At 38.4% G+C, this 19,531-nt stretch carries 19 protein-coding genes; 1 reads left to right on the top strand and 18 read right to left on the bottom strand.

Features of this window, described 5'->3' with window-relative positions:
* Positions 1 to 49 precede the first annotated feature (49 nt).
* The 18 genes from AC2TFD_RS12940 to AC2TFD_RS12855 all read right to left on the bottom strand — a co-directional run bounded on the left by AC2TFD_RS12940 (position 50) and on the right by AC2TFD_RS12855 (position 18,493).
* Positions 50 to 1,141 (bottom strand): maleylacetate reductase, encoded by a 1,092-nt coding sequence (locus AC2TFD_RS12940; RefSeq protein ID WP_484675865.1) that lies wholly within the window; start codon positions 1,139 to 1,141, stop codon positions 50 to 52.
* A gap of 262 nt (positions 1,142 to 1,403) precedes the next feature.
* Positions 1,404 to 1,604, bottom strand: coding sequence for a gamma-glutamyl-gamma-aminobutyrate hydrolase family protein (locus tag AC2TFD_RS12935; protein ID WP_484675864.1), 201 nt, complete (start codon positions 1,602 to 1,604; stop codon positions 1,404 to 1,406).
* A gap of 266 nt (positions 1,605 to 1,870) precedes the next feature.
* Positions 1,871 to 2,659 (bottom strand): 2-keto-4-pentenoate hydratase, encoded by a 789-nt coding sequence (locus tag AC2TFD_RS12930; protein ID WP_484675863.1) that lies wholly within the window; start codon positions 2,657 to 2,659, stop codon positions 1,871 to 1,873.
* A 168-nt stretch (positions 2,660 to 2,827) separates the two neighbouring features.
* Entirely contained in the window at positions 2,828 to 3,016 is a 189-nt protein-coding gene (locus AC2TFD_RS12925) for a 2-hydroxymuconate tautomerase (protein ID WP_484675862.1), read from the bottom strand.
* 90 nt (positions 3,017 to 3,106) lie between these two features.
* Positions 3,107 to 4,105, bottom strand: a complete 999-nt coding sequence (locus tag AC2TFD_RS12920) for a catechol 2,3-dioxygenase (protein ID WP_484675861.1) — start codon at positions 4,103 to 4,105, stop codon at positions 3,107 to 3,109.
* Positions 4,106 to 4,119: 14 nt separating this feature from the next.
* A complete protein-coding gene (locus AC2TFD_RS12915) occupies positions 4,120 to 5,613 on the bottom strand; it encodes a glutamine synthetase family protein (protein ID WP_484675860.1) in 1,494 nt (497 codons plus the stop codon).
* A gap of 58 nt (positions 5,614 to 5,671) precedes the next feature.
* Positions 5,672 to 6,400 carry a gamma-glutamyl-gamma-aminobutyrate hydrolase family protein gene (locus tag AC2TFD_RS12910; RefSeq protein WP_484675859.1) on the bottom strand — a complete coding sequence of 243 codons (729 nt, stop codon included), beginning with the start codon at positions 6,398 to 6,400 and terminating at the stop codon, positions 5,672 to 5,674.
* A complete protein-coding gene (locus AC2TFD_RS12905; protein ID WP_484675858.1) occupies positions 6,397 to 6,681 on the bottom strand; it encodes a hypothetical protein in 285 nt (94 codons plus the stop codon). The genes AC2TFD_RS12910 and AC2TFD_RS12905 overlap by 4 nt, the downstream gene beginning before the upstream one ends.
* 36 nt (positions 6,682 to 6,717) lie before the next feature.
* Entirely contained in the window at positions 6,718 to 7,311 is a 594-nt protein-coding gene (locus AC2TFD_RS12900) for an aromatic-ring-hydroxylating dioxygenase subunit beta (RefSeq protein ID WP_484675857.1), read from the bottom strand.
* An 18-nt stretch (positions 7,312 to 7,329) separates the two neighbouring features.
* Entirely contained in the window at positions 7,330 to 8,622 is a 1,293-nt protein-coding gene (locus AC2TFD_RS12895) for an aromatic ring-hydroxylating oxygenase subunit alpha (protein ID WP_484675856.1), read from the bottom strand.
* A 49-nt stretch (positions 8,623 to 8,671) separates the two neighbouring features.
* Positions 8,672 to 8,884 (bottom strand): hypothetical protein, encoded by a 213-nt coding sequence (locus tag AC2TFD_RS12890; RefSeq protein WP_484675855.1) that lies wholly within the window; start codon positions 8,882 to 8,884, stop codon positions 8,672 to 8,674.
* Between the two features lie 109 nt (positions 8,885 to 8,993).
* Entirely contained in the window at positions 8,994 to 9,497 is a 504-nt protein-coding gene (locus AC2TFD_RS12885) for a flavin reductase family protein (RefSeq protein ID WP_484675854.1), read from the bottom strand.
* 183 nt (positions 9,498 to 9,680) lie between these two features.
* A complete protein-coding gene (locus AC2TFD_RS12880) occupies positions 9,681 to 10,817 on the bottom strand; it encodes an LLM class flavin-dependent oxidoreductase (protein WP_484675853.1) in 1,137 nt (378 codons plus the stop codon).
* 69 nt (positions 10,818 to 10,886) lie between these two features.
* On the bottom strand, positions 10,887 to 12,293 hold the full coding sequence (locus AC2TFD_RS12875; RefSeq protein WP_484675852.1) for a purine-cytosine permease family protein: 1,407 nt from the start codon (positions 12,291 to 12,293) through the stop codon (positions 10,887 to 10,889).
* A gap of 203 nt (positions 12,294 to 12,496) precedes the next feature.
* A complete protein-coding gene (locus AC2TFD_RS12870; protein ID WP_484675851.1) occupies positions 12,497 to 13,333 on the bottom strand; it encodes a dioxygenase family protein in 837 nt (278 codons plus the stop codon).
* Positions 13,334 to 13,483: 150 nt separating this feature from the next.
* Positions 13,484 to 15,187, bottom strand: coding sequence for a hydantoinase B/oxoprolinase family protein (locus AC2TFD_RS12865; protein WP_484675850.1), 1,704 nt, complete (start codon positions 15,185 to 15,187; stop codon positions 13,484 to 13,486).
* A complete protein-coding gene (locus tag AC2TFD_RS12860) occupies positions 15,184 to 17,304 on the bottom strand; it encodes a hydantoinase/oxoprolinase family protein (protein ID WP_484675849.1) in 2,121 nt (706 codons plus the stop codon). Before AC2TFD_RS12860 ends, AC2TFD_RS12865 begins: the two co-directional genes overlap by 4 nt.
* Positions 17,305 to 17,308: 4 nt before the next feature.
* Complete coding sequence (locus AC2TFD_RS12855) at positions 17,309 to 18,493, bottom strand: M24 family metallopeptidase (RefSeq protein ID WP_484675848.1); 1,185 nt, start codon at positions 18,491 to 18,493, stop codon at positions 17,309 to 17,311.
* Positions 18,494 to 18,797: 304 nt separating this feature from the next.
* Between AC2TFD_RS12855 and AC2TFD_RS12850 the strand changes: the two genes are divergently transcribed.
* Positions 18,798 to 19,526, top strand: coding sequence for a FadR/GntR family transcriptional regulator (locus AC2TFD_RS12850; protein ID WP_484675847.1), 729 nt, complete (start codon positions 18,798 to 18,800; stop codon positions 19,524 to 19,526).
* Positions 19,527 to 19,531 lie beyond the last annotated feature (5 nt).

Here is a 19,531-nt window from a genome sequence, read left to right as displayed (position 1 = left end):
ACTTTTATTTCTTCACCCAATTTATTTTTCACAAAATATTTATCCAGACTTATTTCACCGGAATCCGTCCTGCCACTGGTCGCTTCCCGTGATACGCACATTCAAGTAAAGTACGAATGGATTCCCGATCCACTGGGCGCGGATTGTAATAAGGGTTTTTCGTTGCTAACTCGGCTGCTCTATCTAAATCACCTTCTGTCAGCCCGATGCTCTTTAATGAAACAGGTACACCTAATGATTGAATCAGATCGAATAAAGAACCTGCTACATCCTGTGGATCAGATCCAATTGCTCGTGATATTGCTTGGATCGCTTCTGGTGTATGATCAGCATTATAAGCAATGACATAAGGCAGTACCACCGTATGGGTTTCCGCATGTGGAAGATCAAAAGATCCCCCAAGTGTATGACAAAGTTTATGATGCAGCGCCATTCCAACAGTACCTAGAACTGTACCACCTAACCATGTTCCATACAGTGCGTCGGATCTGGCTTCCATATCGAGCGGGTTTTCAATAATTTTAGGCAGACTTTTTACTAATGAACGGATGCCATTCTCAGCCATTAGCGAAGTAATTGGATTGGTACTTTCAGAATATAGCGCTTCCACACAATGGGCAATCGCATTGACTCCGCTTGTCACTGAGAGTATTGCAGGCAGACTAGTCGTAAGAGCTGGATCATAAAGCACCGTCTTTGGCTTAACAATCAGATTTTTCCCGGTTTTCTTCACTCCTTTTTCGGTAATCCCCCAAATCAGAGTCATTTCTGAACCGGCATAAGTAGTCGGAATGGCTAAGATCGGAAGTCCAGTTTCAAGTACATTCGCCTTCGCTAATCCCATGGATGACCCTCCACCGATAGCTATCAGCCCATCAATTTTATTCTCGTTAACATAGTTCACTGAAGCCGTTACGCTTTCGATTGGTACATGTTGAACGGCATTTGAATATAATCCATGACAAATTTCGCCAAGAATTCCTGCTATCTCTCTGCCAATAGACACTTCGTGTTCACCAGGAGTAGTGATAATGAGAACATTTTTTAGCCCTAAATTTTCTACTTCTTCACGAATATTTTCTATTACCCCTACCCCAAACACGATCCGACTAGGTAATGACTCATATAAGAAACTTTTCATTGTATCCTCCCTAAAACATTCATTTAGTAATCACTAGAAAAACAAGAAGCGAACAACTTTTAGAGGTTATTCGCTTCTATTAGTATGATAAACCCACACATTTCATTTGGTATGAAGCGGATTCTATGCGATGCTTCTATAATGGAACAGCGGTAAATTTCCCTTCCATTTGATCTTTCACTCCTTGAATAAAGAAATCAAATACTTTCTGTCCAATATGACCAAGCATTTCAGGATGCCATTGGATACCAAAGGCCAACCATTAAGTTTCAGATTGTGCCGCTTCAATCATACCATCCGAACTCCAGCCGATCGCTTTGAATCCTTTCCCAACAGCTGCAACAAATTGGTGATGAAGGGAATTCACCATTAGTTTATCTGTTTGATAGATTTCATCTAATAAACTTGCTCTTTCTATGCCAACCATATGCTTTAAGTGGCTATGGGGTGGTTCTTTTCCCATTCGCAGATGATTCGGATCCATAAAAAACAGGATTCACATCTCCTCACCCTGTCACAATTAAGGCATCTACGAAATCCATATTGGACCAGGTCAGTAATTTGAGCGTGAGGCAAAAGAAGCGAACGTTTTATGATGATCGCTTCTTTTGCCTATAATCCAGTTTTTCAGAAAACTAGCAATCATTATGCCTATCAATTCCATATTTGACGTCGAAATTCTTAATCATTTTAACACTCTCAAGGACACATTCGAAATACTTCATATAGTTAATCGGTCACTATAAATGAAACATCTTCAAGTCCGTCAAATTTCCCACTTACTACATCACCACAATTCAGCATAACAGCGCCAGTAATGGCACCAGATAAAATGATATCTCCTTTTTTCACTTTATCTCCTTTTCGAGAGAGCATATTAGCAAGCATTGCAATCGACTTGGCTGGATGCCCAAGCACAGCTGCCCCGGTGCCAAACTCTTTTACTTCTCCATTAATGCTAAGCGTAACCCTAATTAAATCCAACTCAATTTCCTCGGGCCTTTTCATAGTTGACCCAAATACCACCTTTGATGTCGAAGCATTATCAGCGATGACATCTGGCAAGGTGAAATTGAAATTTTTATAACGACTGTCGATTATTTCTAATGCAGGGACTACATAGTCCGTCTTGGCTAATACATCCTCCGCACTAACTCCAGGACCTTCAATGTCTTCTCCAATAACAAAAGCGATTTCAGCTTCAACCTTCGGATGAATTTGATCCTGTAATGGTGTTTGCCCACCATTTTCAATCACCATATAATCAAAAACATATCCATAAATTGGTTCATTTACATTCATTTGCGCCATTTTAGCTTGGCTAGTTAATCCCATTTTTGGACCAACGATCTTTTTTCCTTCTGCTATTTTTATTTTTACTAATTCTTGTTGGACAAGATAAGCTTCTTCAACCGTTAACTCAGGTTTGATTTTAGCAGTAACCTTCTCTAACTCCCGTATTTCCACTTCACCAGCAATTAAATACATAGCAATATCCTTGTAATCTGTTGTAACCAAAAATCTCCCTCCCTCTATACATAAGTGACTTAATAAAGGGTTTACCCCACAGGAATGATCCCACGCTCCTATTTTTGTAATGTTCAGAAAATTAATCTTGCAATTTCTGAAGACAATCGAATTTCAAATAGAAGCATGAGATAATTAGTTTAAAATACGGATACTGAATTAAGTCGTTTCACTTTTTAACGTTTTACCTACAGAAAATCGATTAGCTGGAACCTCGTTAATGATGACTCGGACGGAGTCAATTGGAGCTCCTAAATCTTCATGGATTGTTTGAGCAATATTTCGCATGCACGTTTCGATTTTTTTATCGTCTCTCCCCTTAACTAAGGTAATTTGTACAATAGGCATGATTTCCCCCTAATTCAAAACTGCGTATGGATGGACAAAACAGACACTGGTTTAGATTGTACACATCGGTTCAAACTTGGCACTGGCCTATTATTGTTCCCTTTGCACCTTTACTAATTTTTCACTGACATCAGGAGTCCCATATTTGAAAAATTCTTCTGGTAACTGAGCTCCCGCCCAAATAATAGCTTCAGCAACCTCATCCTCCGACCATCTGATTGGTTTCCATTGTGGATCGGTGATTAGGTAGGAAGGTTCGCCATAAAGTTCTACCCGGTTTCCACCTGGTTCGAAAACATAAAGGCTGGTAGATTGTGTAATCCCATGCTTCAATGGACCAGCTTCAATCTTTAAACCGTTTTCTTTTAACATATCAGCTGCATCATATAGATTTTGGGTATTTCCATATAAGTAGGCAAAATGATGAAGTCTTGCCATACCTTTTTCAGTCGTTCCCTCATCTTTTGTTACGACCATTTCATTAACAGATGAAGACACCCTTAACCACGCACCAATTTCAGACCCATCGTTCTTGACGATATGTTCGCTTAACCTAAATCCCAGTTCATTCATAAAAAGATTTTTACTTGCTGTTACATCGCTGCACATCAAGTTCACATGATCAAGGCTGCGAACGGGTATCCCTTTATTTGGACGTTTTTGCGGTCGATTTTTTAGCAAGGTCTTTTCTTCTTCTGGTGCCTGATAATATTCAACATCCCAAAAGATTTCCACCACATGATTATCGGGAGTAAAAAATTGGTAAGCTTCACCATGACCAAGATCACCTTGAATCCATCCCCGTCCATACCCACTCTTTTCAAGTGCCATCACCCTGCGTTCCAGCGCTTCTTTTGAACTGGTACGGAAAGAAGTATGGCCTACCCCAGGTTGTTTAGCCTCAGTCACCTTTAACGTATGATGATAAAAATCTTCATAAGCTCTAAGATAAGCTGATTGCCCACTACGTGCTGTTTCTGTCATCCCCAATAGTTCTTTAAAAAACCAAAGCGTTTCGTCTGGTTTTGGCGTAAAAATTTCTAAATGTGCAAGCTGAGCGACATCAAAATTTAACTCCTTATCTGACATTCAAATTCACCCCTTTAAAATATTTCGAAATATTCACGGTGTTCCCAATCCGTGATCTCATTTCCATCAACATTATTATCCTTAATAAACTTTTCATAGCGAGATATTTCATTCTTTTTCATACTTGCTAAATAGTCGATAAACAATGAACCAATTTTATCTTTAAATAAGCTGCTGTTTTCCAATTCCCCTACTGCTTCCGACAAGCTTTGTGGCAGTAATTCACGTTCATCTTGATAGGCTTCTACACTTGCAGCACCAGGGTCGCATTGGTTTTGAATCCCATAAAGTCCTGAAATAACTTGAGATGCCATATACAAATAAGGGTTTGCCGCCGGCTCACCAATACGATTTTCAAAATGCGTGCTTTTATCTCCCGGCTCACCAATCACTCGAATCATAGCACCCCGATTGTCATTGGCCCAACCAGCTCTGTCAGGAGCTAATGAGTTCGCTTTAAGTCGCTTGTATCCGTTAATTGTTGGGGTTGTAAAAACTGAAGCTTCTCTTGCATGCTTCAATATACCTCCAATGAAATGTTTACCAATTTCCGACACCAGCTCACATTCTTGATAGGATACCATAAGATTCTCTCCGGTTTCCGTACTTTCAAACGACTGGTGTAAATGCCATCCTGAAGAAAAGAAACCTGGAAGCCCCGGACGACACATAAAGGATGCAAGGTAGCCGTGTCGTTTACAAATTTGTTTAACTGCTGTTCTAAAAAGCAACATCGCATCGGCCGCTTCGATTCCTTTCATTGGAGCGAAAGTAAACTCAAGTTGAGCTGGTCCCCACTCATCCTCTATTGATCTTAAAGGGAGCCCAAGTTTAAGTAATGTCTCAGAAATTTCTTGCAATAACTCATCTAATTCATCTAGGTGACCTTCTAATTGATACTGATATCCACGTGCTGAGGAAATCACTTTAGGGGCATCTGCCGGGAAGCCTGGTGCTCCCAATGATTCAGGCGCCAGTTTTGGATCAATTATTTTTGTCAATGTACATTCAACTTCTATACCTGCCACAAATTCATATCCCGCTTCTTTAAATTCTTGCAATGCTCTCTTTAATATTCCTCGACTATCAAATGGGAGCAATCGTCCATCCTTCATGTAAGCGTCACACAAAATCCTTGCAGATTTCGGCGCCCATGGTAATATTCTAAATGTTGATGGGTCAGGTACAAGTCGATAATTTGGAGCACCTGTCATCTCTTCCATACCAAACCCCCCTCCATTTTCAAATGGATTAGCAGCAGATGCACTTCCAGTATCAAAAGAAAGAGGACCGGTATTGAAGTCAAGACCACTTTTCAGAATACTCAGAAATCCAGGAACAGTCATTGCTTTCGCTCTGGAAATCCCGTGCTGATCCGCCCATGCAACACGAATTAATTTGATATTATTTTCTTCGATGGCTTGCTTAATTCGCTCCACTTCTTCCATTTGATCATTGTTCCAAATTTGATTTTTTTCAATAAACCCACCAGTGGCCAAAGTAATCAAACTAAATCATCTCCTAATTTATAATGATTATTTTTTTAACAATAAATACTGATATTTTTCAACCCATTGTCGCACTGGATTTCAATTTATTCAGAACTCTTTTCTCAATAAATGATTTTAAAATTAATTGACTGTTTTTATCATTTAAAATTTCCGGGTGCCATTGAAAAGCTAAAGCTGCCTGCTCGCCATTTTTCAGTTCATATGCTTCAACAAGCCCGTCTTCTGACCATGCTAAGGGTGTCAACTTTGGTGAAAGCTTTTTTATTCCTTGGTGATGCCATGAATTCACCATGATCCTTTCCCCTAATAATTCTCGAAACCACCCGCCAGTGGAAACTGAATGCGCCAATGTTTCTGGCCCAATTCCAGGGTTATGTTCAATTTCATTTGACCATTCCGGAAGGTGTTGATGCAGCACGCCACCTAACGCAACGTTAATCATATGAAACCCTCTGCATACACCAAATAAAGGGATGTCTTTATCTAAAGCATAATTCACTATATCAAGCTCGAAACGATCCAAAGAATCACACGTTCTTGTAAGTGAATGCTTCTCCTGATGGTAAAGCGTAGGATTTACATCTTCATACGCACCTGTCATCAAAACCATATCCAATTTATCTACCAGGTGTTTAAACTCTCCTGCTGGTTCGATAACTACCGGGTCGCAACCTGCCTCTCGCAAATACTGCAAGTAATCTAGTGGGATATATACGCATGGAAACGTATGGCCAGCTAACTTAATATCGTTAATTCGCCCAATAACGCCGACTAATGGTCTCATTTCATCCTTCCTTCAAATCTTATTTCAATATTTTCTTTCCAAGGTTTTTTATTGATCAATAGGTGTAATACACTGATAATTTCTTCATAATTTTTTCGATCCATAGCGATCCAATCGTCACCAGGGATTACATCATATAAAGAATATTCCCATACATCAGCTGCCTGCACCATTCGGGCAAGCTCTTCATATTTTTTTAATTTCTCCTTAAGTTGTTTTAGTTCTTTATTGATCTCGCTAGAATGAATGTCTTTAGAAACGTCCTGTGGAGATGTTGTCAAGATATTTCACCGCCTAAGAAAATGAAATATATAATGTCATAGCATAAATGTTAAATTGTCATGCCCTTGATCACAATCAATCAAATTGATAAACTTGACCTTAATCTTCCATTCTCCATTTTGTTTCTCTAAATGATGACCGTACCAACCGGCGTAAGTTTTCATCTCACCTACCCTAAGCTCATAAATAATAAAGTTGGAGCGAATCTTTATTTCATCCAGAGTATTTCCCTGTTTCATTTCGATATTTGTTAACATTCTTCTCGTCCGGGAAACAGGGATTTGTGAGTGGGCATACCCCGTACGTAATCGAAAAATCCGGTCTTCCAAACGTCTTCGATCATCAAAAGCCGTACAAACTTCTTTTCGAGGATCTCCGCCACCCGGAGTAATAGGAATCCAATACAAACATTCATCTGTATATAATGAAAGAAACTCTTCTAAATTCAATTCATCCAATAATCGAGCTTCTTTATAAATTAATGCGAGACATTCATCTTGCACCTTATGATTTTGAATAGGGTTAAAATCTTGATTCCATTCATCTAATCCATTAACAAGTTCTTCATAGAAATCATCATTAATATAGAATGAAAAAAATGATGGATTGTATTTCTGCTGGCTTGTCATATTTTTGATCTCCTCTCCTTATGAACTCATGATTCTTTTCCATTCCTGAAAATACAACCTGATAGGCGTTTCATCTGTTACTGGAGCAGTTATGACTCCTCGTTCATCAACAGAATGGGCATCCGCATTATTAATTCCTCGATTTAACATAACCCATTCAATTTCCGGAATGGATACTCCTCGTTGGCATTCTGCAAAATTAGTGACATCATCCGGTTCGCCAAATGTTGGAAAATCCTCTTGCGAACGCATCCTCATGGTGTTTACTTCATCCGATATACCGGTAATTGTCGTTGCGTACCAAGATAGTTGCGTTTTATCTACGGCAATTGGTTCTACGACCTGGATTTGATTACCAATCAGCATGAGGTTAGGGAATATAGTTAAGTTCATCTGAGCGCCAACTGCCTGTTTAAGATATTGATAACCACTATCTCCATGCTGGTCTAAAATCTTTTTCTCATAAAATTCCCGACCGGGTTGTGGTCGCTGCTGATCCCAGTATCCCTGATCTCCTCGCATGATATGTGCTGGCCTTTGATCTAAAAAGGTATGACCATTCCCAAGATACTGAACATACATCGGTCCTTCGTCAGGACCCTCTTTAAAATAAGCCATATCTTTATTTGATTTTTCCTTACCAAATTCTTCCTCATACCGTTGTTCAATAGAAAGTAAGGATCGATGTGAAAATGCCACGTGATACCCGTCTGGCCCGTTATCCATAGGAAATTTCCAATTGGATTTTAGTAGCATACGGTGTGCATTGTTGCGAACGGTAAGACGCTCAGCTCCGCCATTATGTTCTATCCACTGATCTAGTAATTCCTTAGCATGACCTAAATATTCTTCCAAACTAACAGCCTCTTGATTTAATGTGCCAAAAACGAAACCTTTATAACTTTCCACTCGAATTTGCATTAAATCCAACTCTGACTTATCAAATTCTTTGCCATATGCTTTTGGCCAAGGTACTCCTGCCAATTTGCCCTCGTTTGTATAAGTCCAGCCATGGTATGGACAAACAAACTGCTTACTATTCCCTTTCTCTAGTCGACAGATAGTTGCACCACGGTGCATACAACGATTAAGATGCACTCGCAGGACACCTTTTCTATCCCTTAAAATAATGATAGGTCTTCGCCCTAAATACCCAGTGATATAATCATTTTCCAATGGGATTTGGCTCTCATGGGCAAGATACACCCAATTGTACCCATAAATTTTTTCCATTTCTTTATTAAAAATTTCCGGATCTGTATACACCTTTTGATGTACACGGTCTTCTTTTACTAGATAATTCCAGTCCATGTTCCTCTTCCCCCTTTAGTAAAAATTTAATGAATCATCTGCTTTAATTTCAATTATTTAGCGGGTACCAAGAATTTCCTACATTATGAAGCTTACCTTCCTTTTTTAATAGACGCAGTTTTTTAAAAATATTAGATTCCTTTACTTCTCTTATTACTTTTTTATTATCTCTTGATACAGTACTTAAATAAGAAAGTAGCCTCTTCGAATTCGTTCCTGGGTGTTTTTCTATGTAAGAGAGAATTTCTCTATCATAGTTCATCGTTTTTCACCTCAGCTTTAATGAACTGATACACGTCGACCCACAAAACTAAATGAAAATTCTCGAGAGAGAACAACCCATTGCCCTTATTCTTTCGGATTAAAGATTTTTAGTTTGTTGAATAAAATTCAGCTGGAATTGCCGAAAAATGTCTGCGGTGGTAAAGTAACGGATCCCTTTGATTCACGGTAAGATCTATTACTTCTCCAATTAGGATTGTATGATCACCTGCCTCTATTGTTTGGTACTTTCTACACTCTAGCACTGCACAAGTACCAGTAATGATAGGAAGTTCATTCTTAGAAAAGTCCCACTCACAAAGGCTAAACCTGTCTACATTCTTACTTGCAAAAGCTTTACATACATCCTGCTGGTTTTCAGCCAAAATATGAACTGCGAACTTTACACCTTCTAAAAATGACTGAAGAGTGGATGCCTTATGGTCAATAGACCACAGTATCAATAGTGGATCTAGAGAAACTGATGCGAAAGAATTAACCGTTAATCCAATTGGTTTCCCTTCTACATCTGTGGAAGTAATAACTGCAACACCCGTTGGATAATTTCCTAACGCCTCTTTAAACAATTGTTGATTTTCGATTTTTGTCATCATCTTTCCCATTCCTTTCTCATCAATTATGGTTTAAAACATGAGTAAATTGCGCCTTTGATCTTTCATTTTAGTAATCTATATTCATTAGCAAAGTAGCTATCTATGAATCATATCTAAGATAGTAGGCAGCACCCATTGGTGAGGTACGGTACTATCGGTTATGCTTTTCTTAGCAACTAAGTTTTAATTTACATGCTCGATTGCAGCCTTCACATGTTTATTACGCAAACCTCGTTCAGTTAAGATCGGTAATACGTTATCACGAAAATATGGAAATTCATCAAGATAATTAACTAATGATAAAGTCGTTCCATTAAAGCCTGCTTCTGCTAAAGAGATAATCCCCTCTGCAACTTGTTCTGGTGTTCCAATTAATGGATAACCTCCATGACCTGCTGCCATTCGATCACGGATTGTTTTCAACAAATCGTGAGGGAAGGATTTTGCATTTGCAAACTGTAACTTGATGTTATTATCAACTGCAACCCAATCAGCATTCGTCCGTGCCGAATATTCCAAGTATTCAAGGGCCTCTTTCTCCGTTGGACGACAAATTACGTGTCCAGTTGTAAGGACATCTACATTTCTTCCTATTTGAGAAGCCTGTTTTTTCAACTCTCCAATTTCTGCTTTATTCCGTTTTAAGTCTATTGAAGGAGTAAATAAGAAATTAGCATTTCGAGTTGCAAAATCACGTCCTTGTTCAGATCCGGCAGCACTGATTATTGGTATTTCATGTGTTGGACGGGGATCACTTTTCACTCGTTTAAGTTGAAAATATTTACCATCAAAATCAAAGTAGTCCTCTTCTTTCCAAAGCTTTTGAATAATCTCAAACCATTCATTGGCATATGCATAGCGTGTTTCATGATCTTCAGGTAAATTAAGACCAAGTGCTTCATATTCAGGTCTGTTCCAACCTGCAACAATATTTAGACCCACACGCCCTTTACCTATTTGATCCATAGTGGCAAGTTGTTTAGCCAGAACGACAGGATGATTGATTGCCGTATGAATCGTTGTAAAAATAGTTAGATTTTGTGTAGCAGTCAATAAAGCTGTTGCCCACGTAATCGTTTCAAGTACAGATCCGTGAAAATCAATTTCTTCTCCCCCACAGCCAACCCAGCGAGCTACAGGAAGCATAAAATCCATTCCTGCATCATCTAACATTTTTGCCAAATGAAGATTGTTCTCCCATGAGTTGACCCATCTTTCCGGTACTTTTGTCGCAGTTAAACCTCCAGAACAATTTGAAGCAAAGGTCCCAAGTAGGAAATGGTCATTCTTAGAAAGAAGATTGCTATTACTATTACCCATAAAAAACCCTCCAAAAATCAATTCATTTATTAACAGTGGAATTGTGGGAAGCATGAAACTAATTTATTTTCATACAGATGATTGTTGTGATTGAATATCAACTACATGTCGTTTTTGAAATAATGAAAGGACAAGATACATGCATACTGCAATGATTACTGTAACGATAAATGGAACAGGGAACCAGCCTAGATAAAACATTCCCATCCCAACTGTGGTACTCAATATCAGAGTCACAATCCCACTCCAATTAAATGCCGGGAGGTCTTCTAAATTTTTTATACCTATGGTTCCCTTCTTCATCATGCCTCTGTAAATATAATAATCAGTTAATAAAATCGCTACCCAGGCACCAAATAATACACTGCCTAGAGTCAGAAACTCTTCTATATAATGAAGAATATTACCAAAGATGAAAATAAGCGAAAGGATATTCGCCAATATAACCATAACCGGTCTTCCAGGCTTCCATTTAAAGGCACTATCAAAAAAATTAACTAAGGCTAAGGCTCCTTCATACGAATTGCCAACTTGTACTTTTGATTGAGAAAGGATAACAACTATTACTCCAATTATGCCTCCTGCTAAAACTAGAGTAACACCGGGATTCGTGATTGCTGCACTGCTTGCGGCTGCCACGTCAAGTCCTTGCTTGGAAAAATAATTAAAGGTTGTTTGGAATCCGAAATAAGTGATAATTGCACCAATTAGCATTGTCACCCCGAACAATGAAACACTAGCAGTAAGGGTAATTTTGACTACATCTTTTTTTGATTTTGCAAAACGAGTGGTGTCAGTGCAAACCAATGCACTAAGACCGGCCATCGTCATTGTGGCATTTAAGGCAATAGCAAAACCATTTGAAATCGTCATACCAGGAACCATGATTCCATGCATAAACACATCACTGATAGAACCTTTCCCAACCATAAGGTAAATCATATAGGCGAGGAAAATAAGTAAAAATGGGATGGTTATTTGTGCTACACGTGATACCAGCTTCATTCCAAATAAAGAGAGTACAACCCAGATAACCGCCAATGTAAGATAAATAACCAGTTTAGTGGTTAACGTAGATTCGATTTTAAAATAGAAAAGTAGGGAATTCCCAATTAAAACACTTTCTAGAGATAAGAATCCGATGATCATATATGCCATAATGAGTGAGCTTATTGCTGACCCTCTTGTTCCAAAGGCATAGGCGCGAGAAATAACATTACTTGAATATCCCTCTTTAAAAGAAATATTCCCTAGTAATATAGAGAATACTAAACTAACAACAAATGCCAGAAAGGCAGCAAGCATGCCCATCCAAAACCCTGCCATAAATGTAATTAATCCGCCTGTTAAGAGCACAGCCAGGGCTGTTACCATGCCCACCTGAAATGCTGCTAACCCCTTCCAGTGTTGTCTTTTATCTGCCGGAACTGATTCTAATGCAAAATCTTCCATCATTGTTTCCATATTTTTCGACATTGATTTCACCACTTTCTATATCATTTTCATTGGATTCACTTTCGCCTAAAAGGGTTTTCAATACATAAACAATAAGGAATGAACGGTCTTTGAATCTTCGTTAATTACAATATTTTAAATATTAGGTAAATTATTAACAGAAGAACTTCCTTTACATAATCGGTATAGGTGAAATCTAACGTCTGCTAAAATATTCTATAATCTTAATCACGTTTAATTGATTCTTTCAGCTTAAAGTCATAGTGACAAACATAGAACGGTCGCTCTACTCCTTGCTTCCTGCATTCTTTTGGATCAACCACTTTATCAAATTTCATGATTAGCGGTTCCCGAACAGCTCCAATTGAATCTGAATCAATCCAAGGACCATCAGGCGGGTATAACTGAGTCGTTACGGTAGAATATCCTTCCGCAATTATTTTAAAATGGATATGAGCAGGGCGCATGGCATGTCGGCCAATCGCTTTCATCAGTTTTCCAACAGGACCATCTTTTCCAATATCATATCCGGCCGGGACGATGGTTCGCAGCTCAAAGCAACCATTGGCTTCAGCTACTATTCTTGCTCGTAAATTGTAATCTTTCTGATTTTCATCTTCATTTTCATAATCTCCCAATGCATTTGCCTGCCATACATCTAATAAGGCGTTTGCAATTGGTTTGCCTGTATCGGCAGAAACAACCTTACCATATATAAACAAAATGTCACCCGGTTCATCCACATCACATAGGCTCGCAGGCGAATATTGTAACGGAGCTTCTGCACGATATAATGGACCTTCTACATTAAACAATGTGGTCTCCCCATCCACTTCACCACGGTGAGTAATCTCATCTACCAAGACAGAAATACCTAGTACATCGGTAAATAAATGAAATTCTCCCTTTTTCCCCACTTCATTTAGAAATGCGATTGCTTTGAACAATTCATCTTCCTTTATTTCACACTCTTCCACAACATCGATAATTGCCTTCGTCAATTTATTTGTTACATCAATCAGCCGTTGATTTTGACTCACATTCACAAGATCTTGCGCCATGAAACTAACCCCCATCATCCTTTGTACGAATTCTTCCCATTCGACCTACTAATCGACTAACCTATTTTGAGCTGTTTGATTTTCATTTTTTTAAAACAGCCCGGCTCAATCAAATTCATGAATCGAACCGGGAACCTTCCTATTTGATGGCTAAAGAGTCACACCATAAAAAACTTTAGCTTTTTCAGATGACATTAATCCATCTTGGACTTCTTGTTTTACTAGTTCGGGGTTTCTTCGTTTTGGATCGCCGTATCCTCCTCCACCCCCACAATACATTTCAAGGACGGTACCTTTCGGGACATCTGCAACCAAGTCTTTGGAACCCAATTCAACACTCTTACCATTTGGGTAATGAAGAGTCAGTTTATTGTGTGTTCCTTCACGGCCGCCAAATAGTCCATATGGAATATGTGCACCCTCATTCTCTAATCCGTCTCCAATTGTTCCAACGGAGTTTCTTTCTCCATCTATTCTAATTTTCACATATGTTCCATATCCGCCACGATATTCTCCTGCTCCAGCAGAATCGGGTAAAAATTCATAGTGTTCTAGGAAAAATGGATCTTTAATTTCCATCATTTCAGGATCCTGTGACCGCATACAGCCAGCAGCTCCAGCAAATCCAATCCCATCAAACCCATCATATCCATTCAATGCTCCCTGACCACCCTTACCTAAAAATCCAAAATCGAAGTAGTAATCATTTTTACGGGGATCCCATCCAGAAAAAACTGGCGTACATAATTTCGCCCAAGAAGCCGTTGCTTGATTCGGAACCGCATCTTTTAAGGCATCCATAATGGCTTCTAACAGTACATCTGCGATTTGATTTCCATATAATGTCGCTGCAGGGAAATTTGGATTTAATATGGTTCCTTTCTCGAAAATGCAATTTAAAGATCGGAATAAACCTTCATTTTGTGCAATTTCGCTTCCTGGATTAATAATCATTAGGTAAGCAATGGCACACGCTGCCTTTGCAGAGGCAGGAGGCATGTTTGTAAAACCTGGAGCCTGCGCCGCAGTACCTGTAAAATCCATTGTAACTCCATCGTCTTGAACCGTTACTTTTACCACAACTTTGTATTCTTTCTTTTGATCGATACCATCGGAAACCATTTTACTTTCTCCATAGTAAGTGCCATTTTTCCAGCCGTTAATAATTTCCTTTACCTGCTTTTCAGTGGCATCGATAATATAATCTAAATGGGCACGGAACGATTCTAAACCGTATTTCTCAATTACCTTAACCATTGAGCGTTCTCCAATGTTACATGCACCAATCATCGCTTTTACATCTTCCTCTACCACTTTTAAGCGAACATTTGAAAACAGCATTTTCCAGACATCCGGAATAATTTTCCCACGCTCAACAATTTTCAAGCCCGGTATTCGAATAGCTTCTTGCCACACTTCGGTATGTTTGGGATTATAGCCACCAAATGTGGCCCCTCCTAAATCTGACAAATGCCCTTTACTAACTGTCCAACCTACAACCTGATGATCGAAAAATACCGGTTTATAAATCCCTACATCATGTGTTTGATTTCCGCCTTCAAATACATCATTGTGAACGATGATGTCCCCAGGATAAATACGATCTTTAAATGATTCAATAATATACGGTAAAGCTGGTTGTGCACCGAACCCTATAATGGGAATATTGGCACTTTGCTCTAACATTTTTGCCTCATGATCAAATAAAGCGGTTACAAAGTCTCCAGCTTCATTAAATACAGGAGACCTAGACGTTCTTTGCAGAACTTCAGCCATATCATGTGTAATTGCATTTAATCGTCTTTGAATAACTGACGCTCTTATCGGATCTACTGCTACTCTTTCACTTGTCATGCTTTTACACCTCTATTCACTTCAATAAACCGTTGGACGTTCTCTTCGCTAAGGTCTTTTTTATAAAGAATCGCATTATCATTTAAGTCATAAATCACATCAAAAGTATCTTGAACAATCGTCGTTGTAACTGTTTGTTCAATAATAGCAGGACCTGATACACGATTCCCATGTACTAATAAATCACCATTATAAACTGGAATAGATACGAATTTTTCCTTTTCTCCCCTATATATTAATCGATTACCCTTCCATGCATGGGCTGCTGATTCTCCCGCAAATTCTGTTTGCCTTATGTTTGGCTTTAATGTAAGCCCAATTGCTGACACATTTACATTTACGATGGTTACGGGCATTTCAGGTGAATTATATCCAAACAATTGGTTATGCATTTCGTGAAAACGTTCCTCAATAAACGTTCTCGTTAAAAGTTGCTTTTCATGGTATGAAAATGGTACATTGACTTGATAATATTGACCTGCATACATCATGTCGAAACTATATTGAAATTCAATTTTATCTTCATTTACACTCTCGGAAAGTAAGGTTTCACGCCCTCTTCCTTCTAAAGAGTCAAGAATTTCATAAAGTTCATTTTCATCTAGTTCACTGCTTGAAATTTGATATACTTTGATATAGTCATGACGTAAATTTGACATTAACATGCCAGCTGCGCAAAAGATAGAAGACTCTTTTGGAACAACAACCAATGAACAATCAAGTTCTTGAGCGATGGCAGTTGCATGAAGTGGACCTGCCCCACCAGCGCAGACTAGAGGAAAATCTCGTGGATCATAGCCTCGCTTGATTGTAATCTCTCGTATTCCGTTTGCCATCGAGACATCCACTAGGTCGATAATTCCCTTTGCTGCATCCTCTATTGAAATATTCAACTTATCTGCAATATGAACTTTAATTGCTTCTCTAGCTTTCTCTGTATCTAATTTCATTTTTCCACCTAAGAAGTAGTTCGGATTTAAATAGCCAAGAACCAAGTTTGCATCCGTAACCGTTGGCATTTCTCCTCCAAATCCGTAACAAGCTGGTCCCGGATGTGCACCTGCGCTTTTCGGTCCGACATGAAGCAATCCACCATCATCAACCCATGCAATGGATCCGCCACCCGCCCCAATTGTATGAATATCTACAATTGGAAGACTAATTGGCCACTCCGCAATCTCACCTTCTGAGCGAATTAAGGGCTGACCATCTTTTAATAGGGCCACATCAAAACTTGTCCCCCCCATATCCATAGTGAGAGCATCCATAATATCATGTGCTTTTAAATACCAGCCACCGGCAACGGGAGCCGATGCTGGGCCAGATAATAGAGTGTTCGCAGCCTTTTCTATTGTTGCATTTGGTGTTGCAACACCACCGTTCGACTGCATTATGAGCAATGTCCCGCCAAACTGTACAGATGCCAAACTTTCTGTCAATTTATTAAAATAACCTTGAATGATGGGGCCAATATAAGAATTAAGTACAGTGGTACTTGTGCGGTCATACAGACCACCTCTAGGAATAAGGTCACTTGATACAGTAATATACCGTCCAGGTAAACGTTCCTTCAGTAACTCAGCTGTTTGTTTTTCGTGTATATCGTTTGCATAAGAATGCATAAAACAAATGGCAACGGCTTCAATATTGTTTTCTTCTATATAATCAATCGCATCATTTATATCTTTTTCTACCAGCGGTATAATTACTTCTCCTTTACTATTTACCCTTTCATTGATCCCAAGCCTTAAATGACGGGGAACGAACGGTTTAGGCATCACATATTGATTATTATATGGGTCAGGGCGTATTCCACGCCGCATTTGTAAAGTATCCCTAAATCCGCTTGTTGTTAATAAAGCAGTTTTTGCTCCTGAATAAGTTAACGCAGCATTTGTTCCTACTGTAGTACCGTGTACAATTAATTCCACTTTTTCTATAAATTGATTGAGTGATAGATTATGATCCTCCGCCATCTCACTAAGGCCGTTAAAAAACCCAATAGTTGGATCTTTTGGCGTAGAAAGAGTTTTATAAACTTTTGATTCACCTGTTTCAGTTATAAGTAAGAAGTCGGTAAAAGTTCCGCCTACATCAATTCCGATTCGAAAATTCATTGAATCACTTCCCATCTATAAAGATTACTTCATGGCTTCTATTCGACAAACGTTCTGCTCCGTTTTCCCGAATAACAAAAACATCTGACATGTATGCCGACTTTTCACGGCCTGGTTTAATAATTTGTGGATGATAACTAATAACCATTCCTTCTTTTAAATATAATAGAGCATCATCTTCTTCGCTTGATACCTCAACGCCAACAAATTTGGTATTCGTTTGTCGTGCAACGAATGGTCGTTCAATCACGTCCATTCCAATCCCATGTCCACTTAGATGTCCGCACTCATAACCGTATTTATCAGCTATTCTGTCTAATCCGGCTTGAATATCAGTAAGTTTTACTCCTGGTTTCATATTTTCCTCTGCATATTTGATTCCTTCTGCCACTACTGAAGCTAATGCTTCTGTTTCTGCGTCCCGTTCACCAAAGCAAAACATTCTTGAGAATTCTACCCAGTGTCCCGTAGGTCCGGTAATTTCAAGGGATACAATTAAGTAATCTTTTTCCTTAATGACCTTATTTCGAGGAGGTAAGAAACAAGGTACAACTGCCCCAGGCTGTTCACTTGACAAAGTTAAGAATAAATCATCCTTTGCTCCCATAGCATGTACGGTTTGATAGGCTGGAGCAACAGCTTCCTCTTCCGTCATTCCTACTTTTATATTTTTAATAATACTATCGAACCCAGCTTCAATAATTCGATTTGTTTCAATAATCCCTTGGATTTCTTCCTCACTTTTAATGCTTCGAATAACATCAAACTCGACACTTGCATCTTCCCACTCAACTTCAGGTAATTCCCTTCTCAAGTAAAGGTAGTCTTCTACTTTCAATATGCTATTTAAACCAACAACTCCAACAACGCCACTTGTGACATGATTTTCTTTCAGCTTTCGAACCATTTCCATAACCTCATGATCTTCCGGGAAAAGCACATCAGGGCTTCGGGGATCTGTACCATAATGTAAGCCAGATGGTAGAATTTGATATTGTTTATCCTCAAAGACAACCCCATAACCATATCGATGATATAAATGATTATCAAATAAATACCGAAGTGAACCCTTTTTACCTAAATAGGAACTAGCAGCAAAAATCATTGCCTTATATCCTTTTTTCACCATTAGCCCACGTACCTTCGACAATCTTTGTTCTCTTTCTTGTTTCTTAATAGAAATAATCAATATTATTGTCCCTCTTTTCTGAAAATTTGGTATATTAAAAGATTAGCAAATGTCTACATTTATGTAAATAGAATAAATTGTAAGAAATAATTACTTTTATAAAGTCATATTGGCAATAAAAGGCAACTTATTTCTCATTTTTCACTGAGTTTTCAAGATAAAACACTGTAAACATGATGTTTAAGAGTTCCACTTTACATTTACATAATCGAATCAAAAAACATAAATATTCAAAATCTTTAATTAACTTTACAATTGATTTAACTTATTCATTCAATTACAATAAAAAAAGGAGGTGAATTTTTTGAAAATTAAAAATAAAAAGCTGTTAACACTATCTGAACAAATTGTAGAACAAATTAAAGAGGCAATTGTAGAAGGCAATTTAAAAAAGGGAGACAAGCTACCCTCTGAACAAGAATTAGCAGATCTCTATCAAGTAAGTCGACCAACCATTCGGGATGCTATTAAATTTCTATCTGCCTCAAAACTGCTCTACACGAAGCCTGGTGCAAAAGGCGGGCATTTTATTACAGATATTTCCCCAGAATCCTTTATTGATGATTTTAGTAACTACATTAATATTTCTTTAGTTTTGGAAGGGTTCTCAATTAATGAATTAATTGAATATAGGAGATTAATTGAAATTAAAACATGCGCACTGGCAGCTCAAAGAAGAACGGAAGAGGATCTAAGAGAATTAAGACTTCAAATCCCAGCTCATGACGAATCGTTATCAGATCTTGAGTATTTTGAACGAGATTTTGATTTTCATCGTACGCTGGCAAAAGCAACCCATAATTCCTTAATTATCATAACTACGGAGGCAATGATTAATGTATTGAAACCAATGTTTCAATTTGTTCAACGGCCACCTGCTATAAGAGAGAAACTAACCAACGAACTATTTAATATTTACCAAGTAGTTGAACAGGGAGATTCAAAATTAGCAGAGGAAAAGATGAGCCATCATCTTAATAGCTTCGAACAAGATTTTTCTATAGAGAACAGACAAAAGATCACTCTTTCATAAAATAT

The sequence above is a fragment of the Neobacillus sp. plas4 genome (assembly GCF_057221695.1).
This window is presented reverse-complemented; position numbering and strand designations above follow the sequence as displayed.

Coding starts and splice junctions, on each gene's coding strand:
- AC2TFD_RS12940 (WP_484675865.1), bottom strand. CDS start 1,141: ATGAAAAGTTTCTTATATGAGTCATTACCTAGTCGGATCGTGTTTGGG.
- AC2TFD_RS12935 (WP_484675864.1), bottom strand. CDS start 1,604: ATGGGAAAAGAACCACCCCATAGCCACTTAAAGCATATGGTTGGCATA.
- AC2TFD_RS12925 (WP_484675862.1), bottom strand. CDS start 3,016: ATGCCTATTGTACAAATTACCTTAGTTAAGGGGAGAGACGATAAAAAA.
- AC2TFD_RS12920 (WP_484675861.1), bottom strand. CDS start 4,105: ATGTCAGATAAGGAGTTAAATTTTGATGTCGCTCAGCTTGCACATTTA.
- AC2TFD_RS12910 (WP_484675859.1), bottom strand. CDS start 6,400: ATGAGACCATTAGTCGGCGTTATTGGGCGAATTAACGATATTAAGTTA.
- AC2TFD_RS12900 (WP_484675857.1), bottom strand. CDS start 7,311: ATGACAAGCCAGCAGAAATACAATCCATCATTTTTTTCATTCTATATT.
- AC2TFD_RS12895 (WP_484675856.1), bottom strand. CDS start 8,622: ATGGACTGGAATTATCTAGTAAAAGAAGACCGTGTACATCAAAAGGTG.
- AC2TFD_RS12890 (WP_484675855.1), bottom strand. CDS start 8,884: ATGAACTATGATAGAGAAATTCTCTCTTACATAGAAAAACACCCAGGA.
- AC2TFD_RS12885 (WP_484675854.1), bottom strand. CDS start 9,497: ATGATGACAAAAATCGAAAATCAACAATTGTTTAAAGAGGCGTTAGGA.
- AC2TFD_RS12880 (WP_484675853.1), bottom strand. CDS start 10,817: ATGGGTAATAGTAATAGCAATCTTCTTTCTAAGAATGACCATTTCCTA.
- AC2TFD_RS12875 (WP_484675852.1), bottom strand. CDS start 12,293: ATGTCGAAAAATATGGAAACAATGATGGAAGATTTTGCATTAGAATCA.
- AC2TFD_RS12870 (WP_484675851.1), bottom strand. CDS start 13,333: ATGGCGCAAGATCTTGTGAATGTGAGTCAAAATCAACGGCTGATTGAT.
- AC2TFD_RS12865 (WP_484675850.1), bottom strand. CDS start 15,187: ATGACAAGTGAAAGAGTAGCAGTAGATCCGATAAGAGCGTCAGTTATT.
- AC2TFD_RS12860 (WP_484675849.1), bottom strand. CDS start 17,304: ATGAATTTTCGAATCGGAATTGATGTAGGCGGAACTTTTACCGACTTC.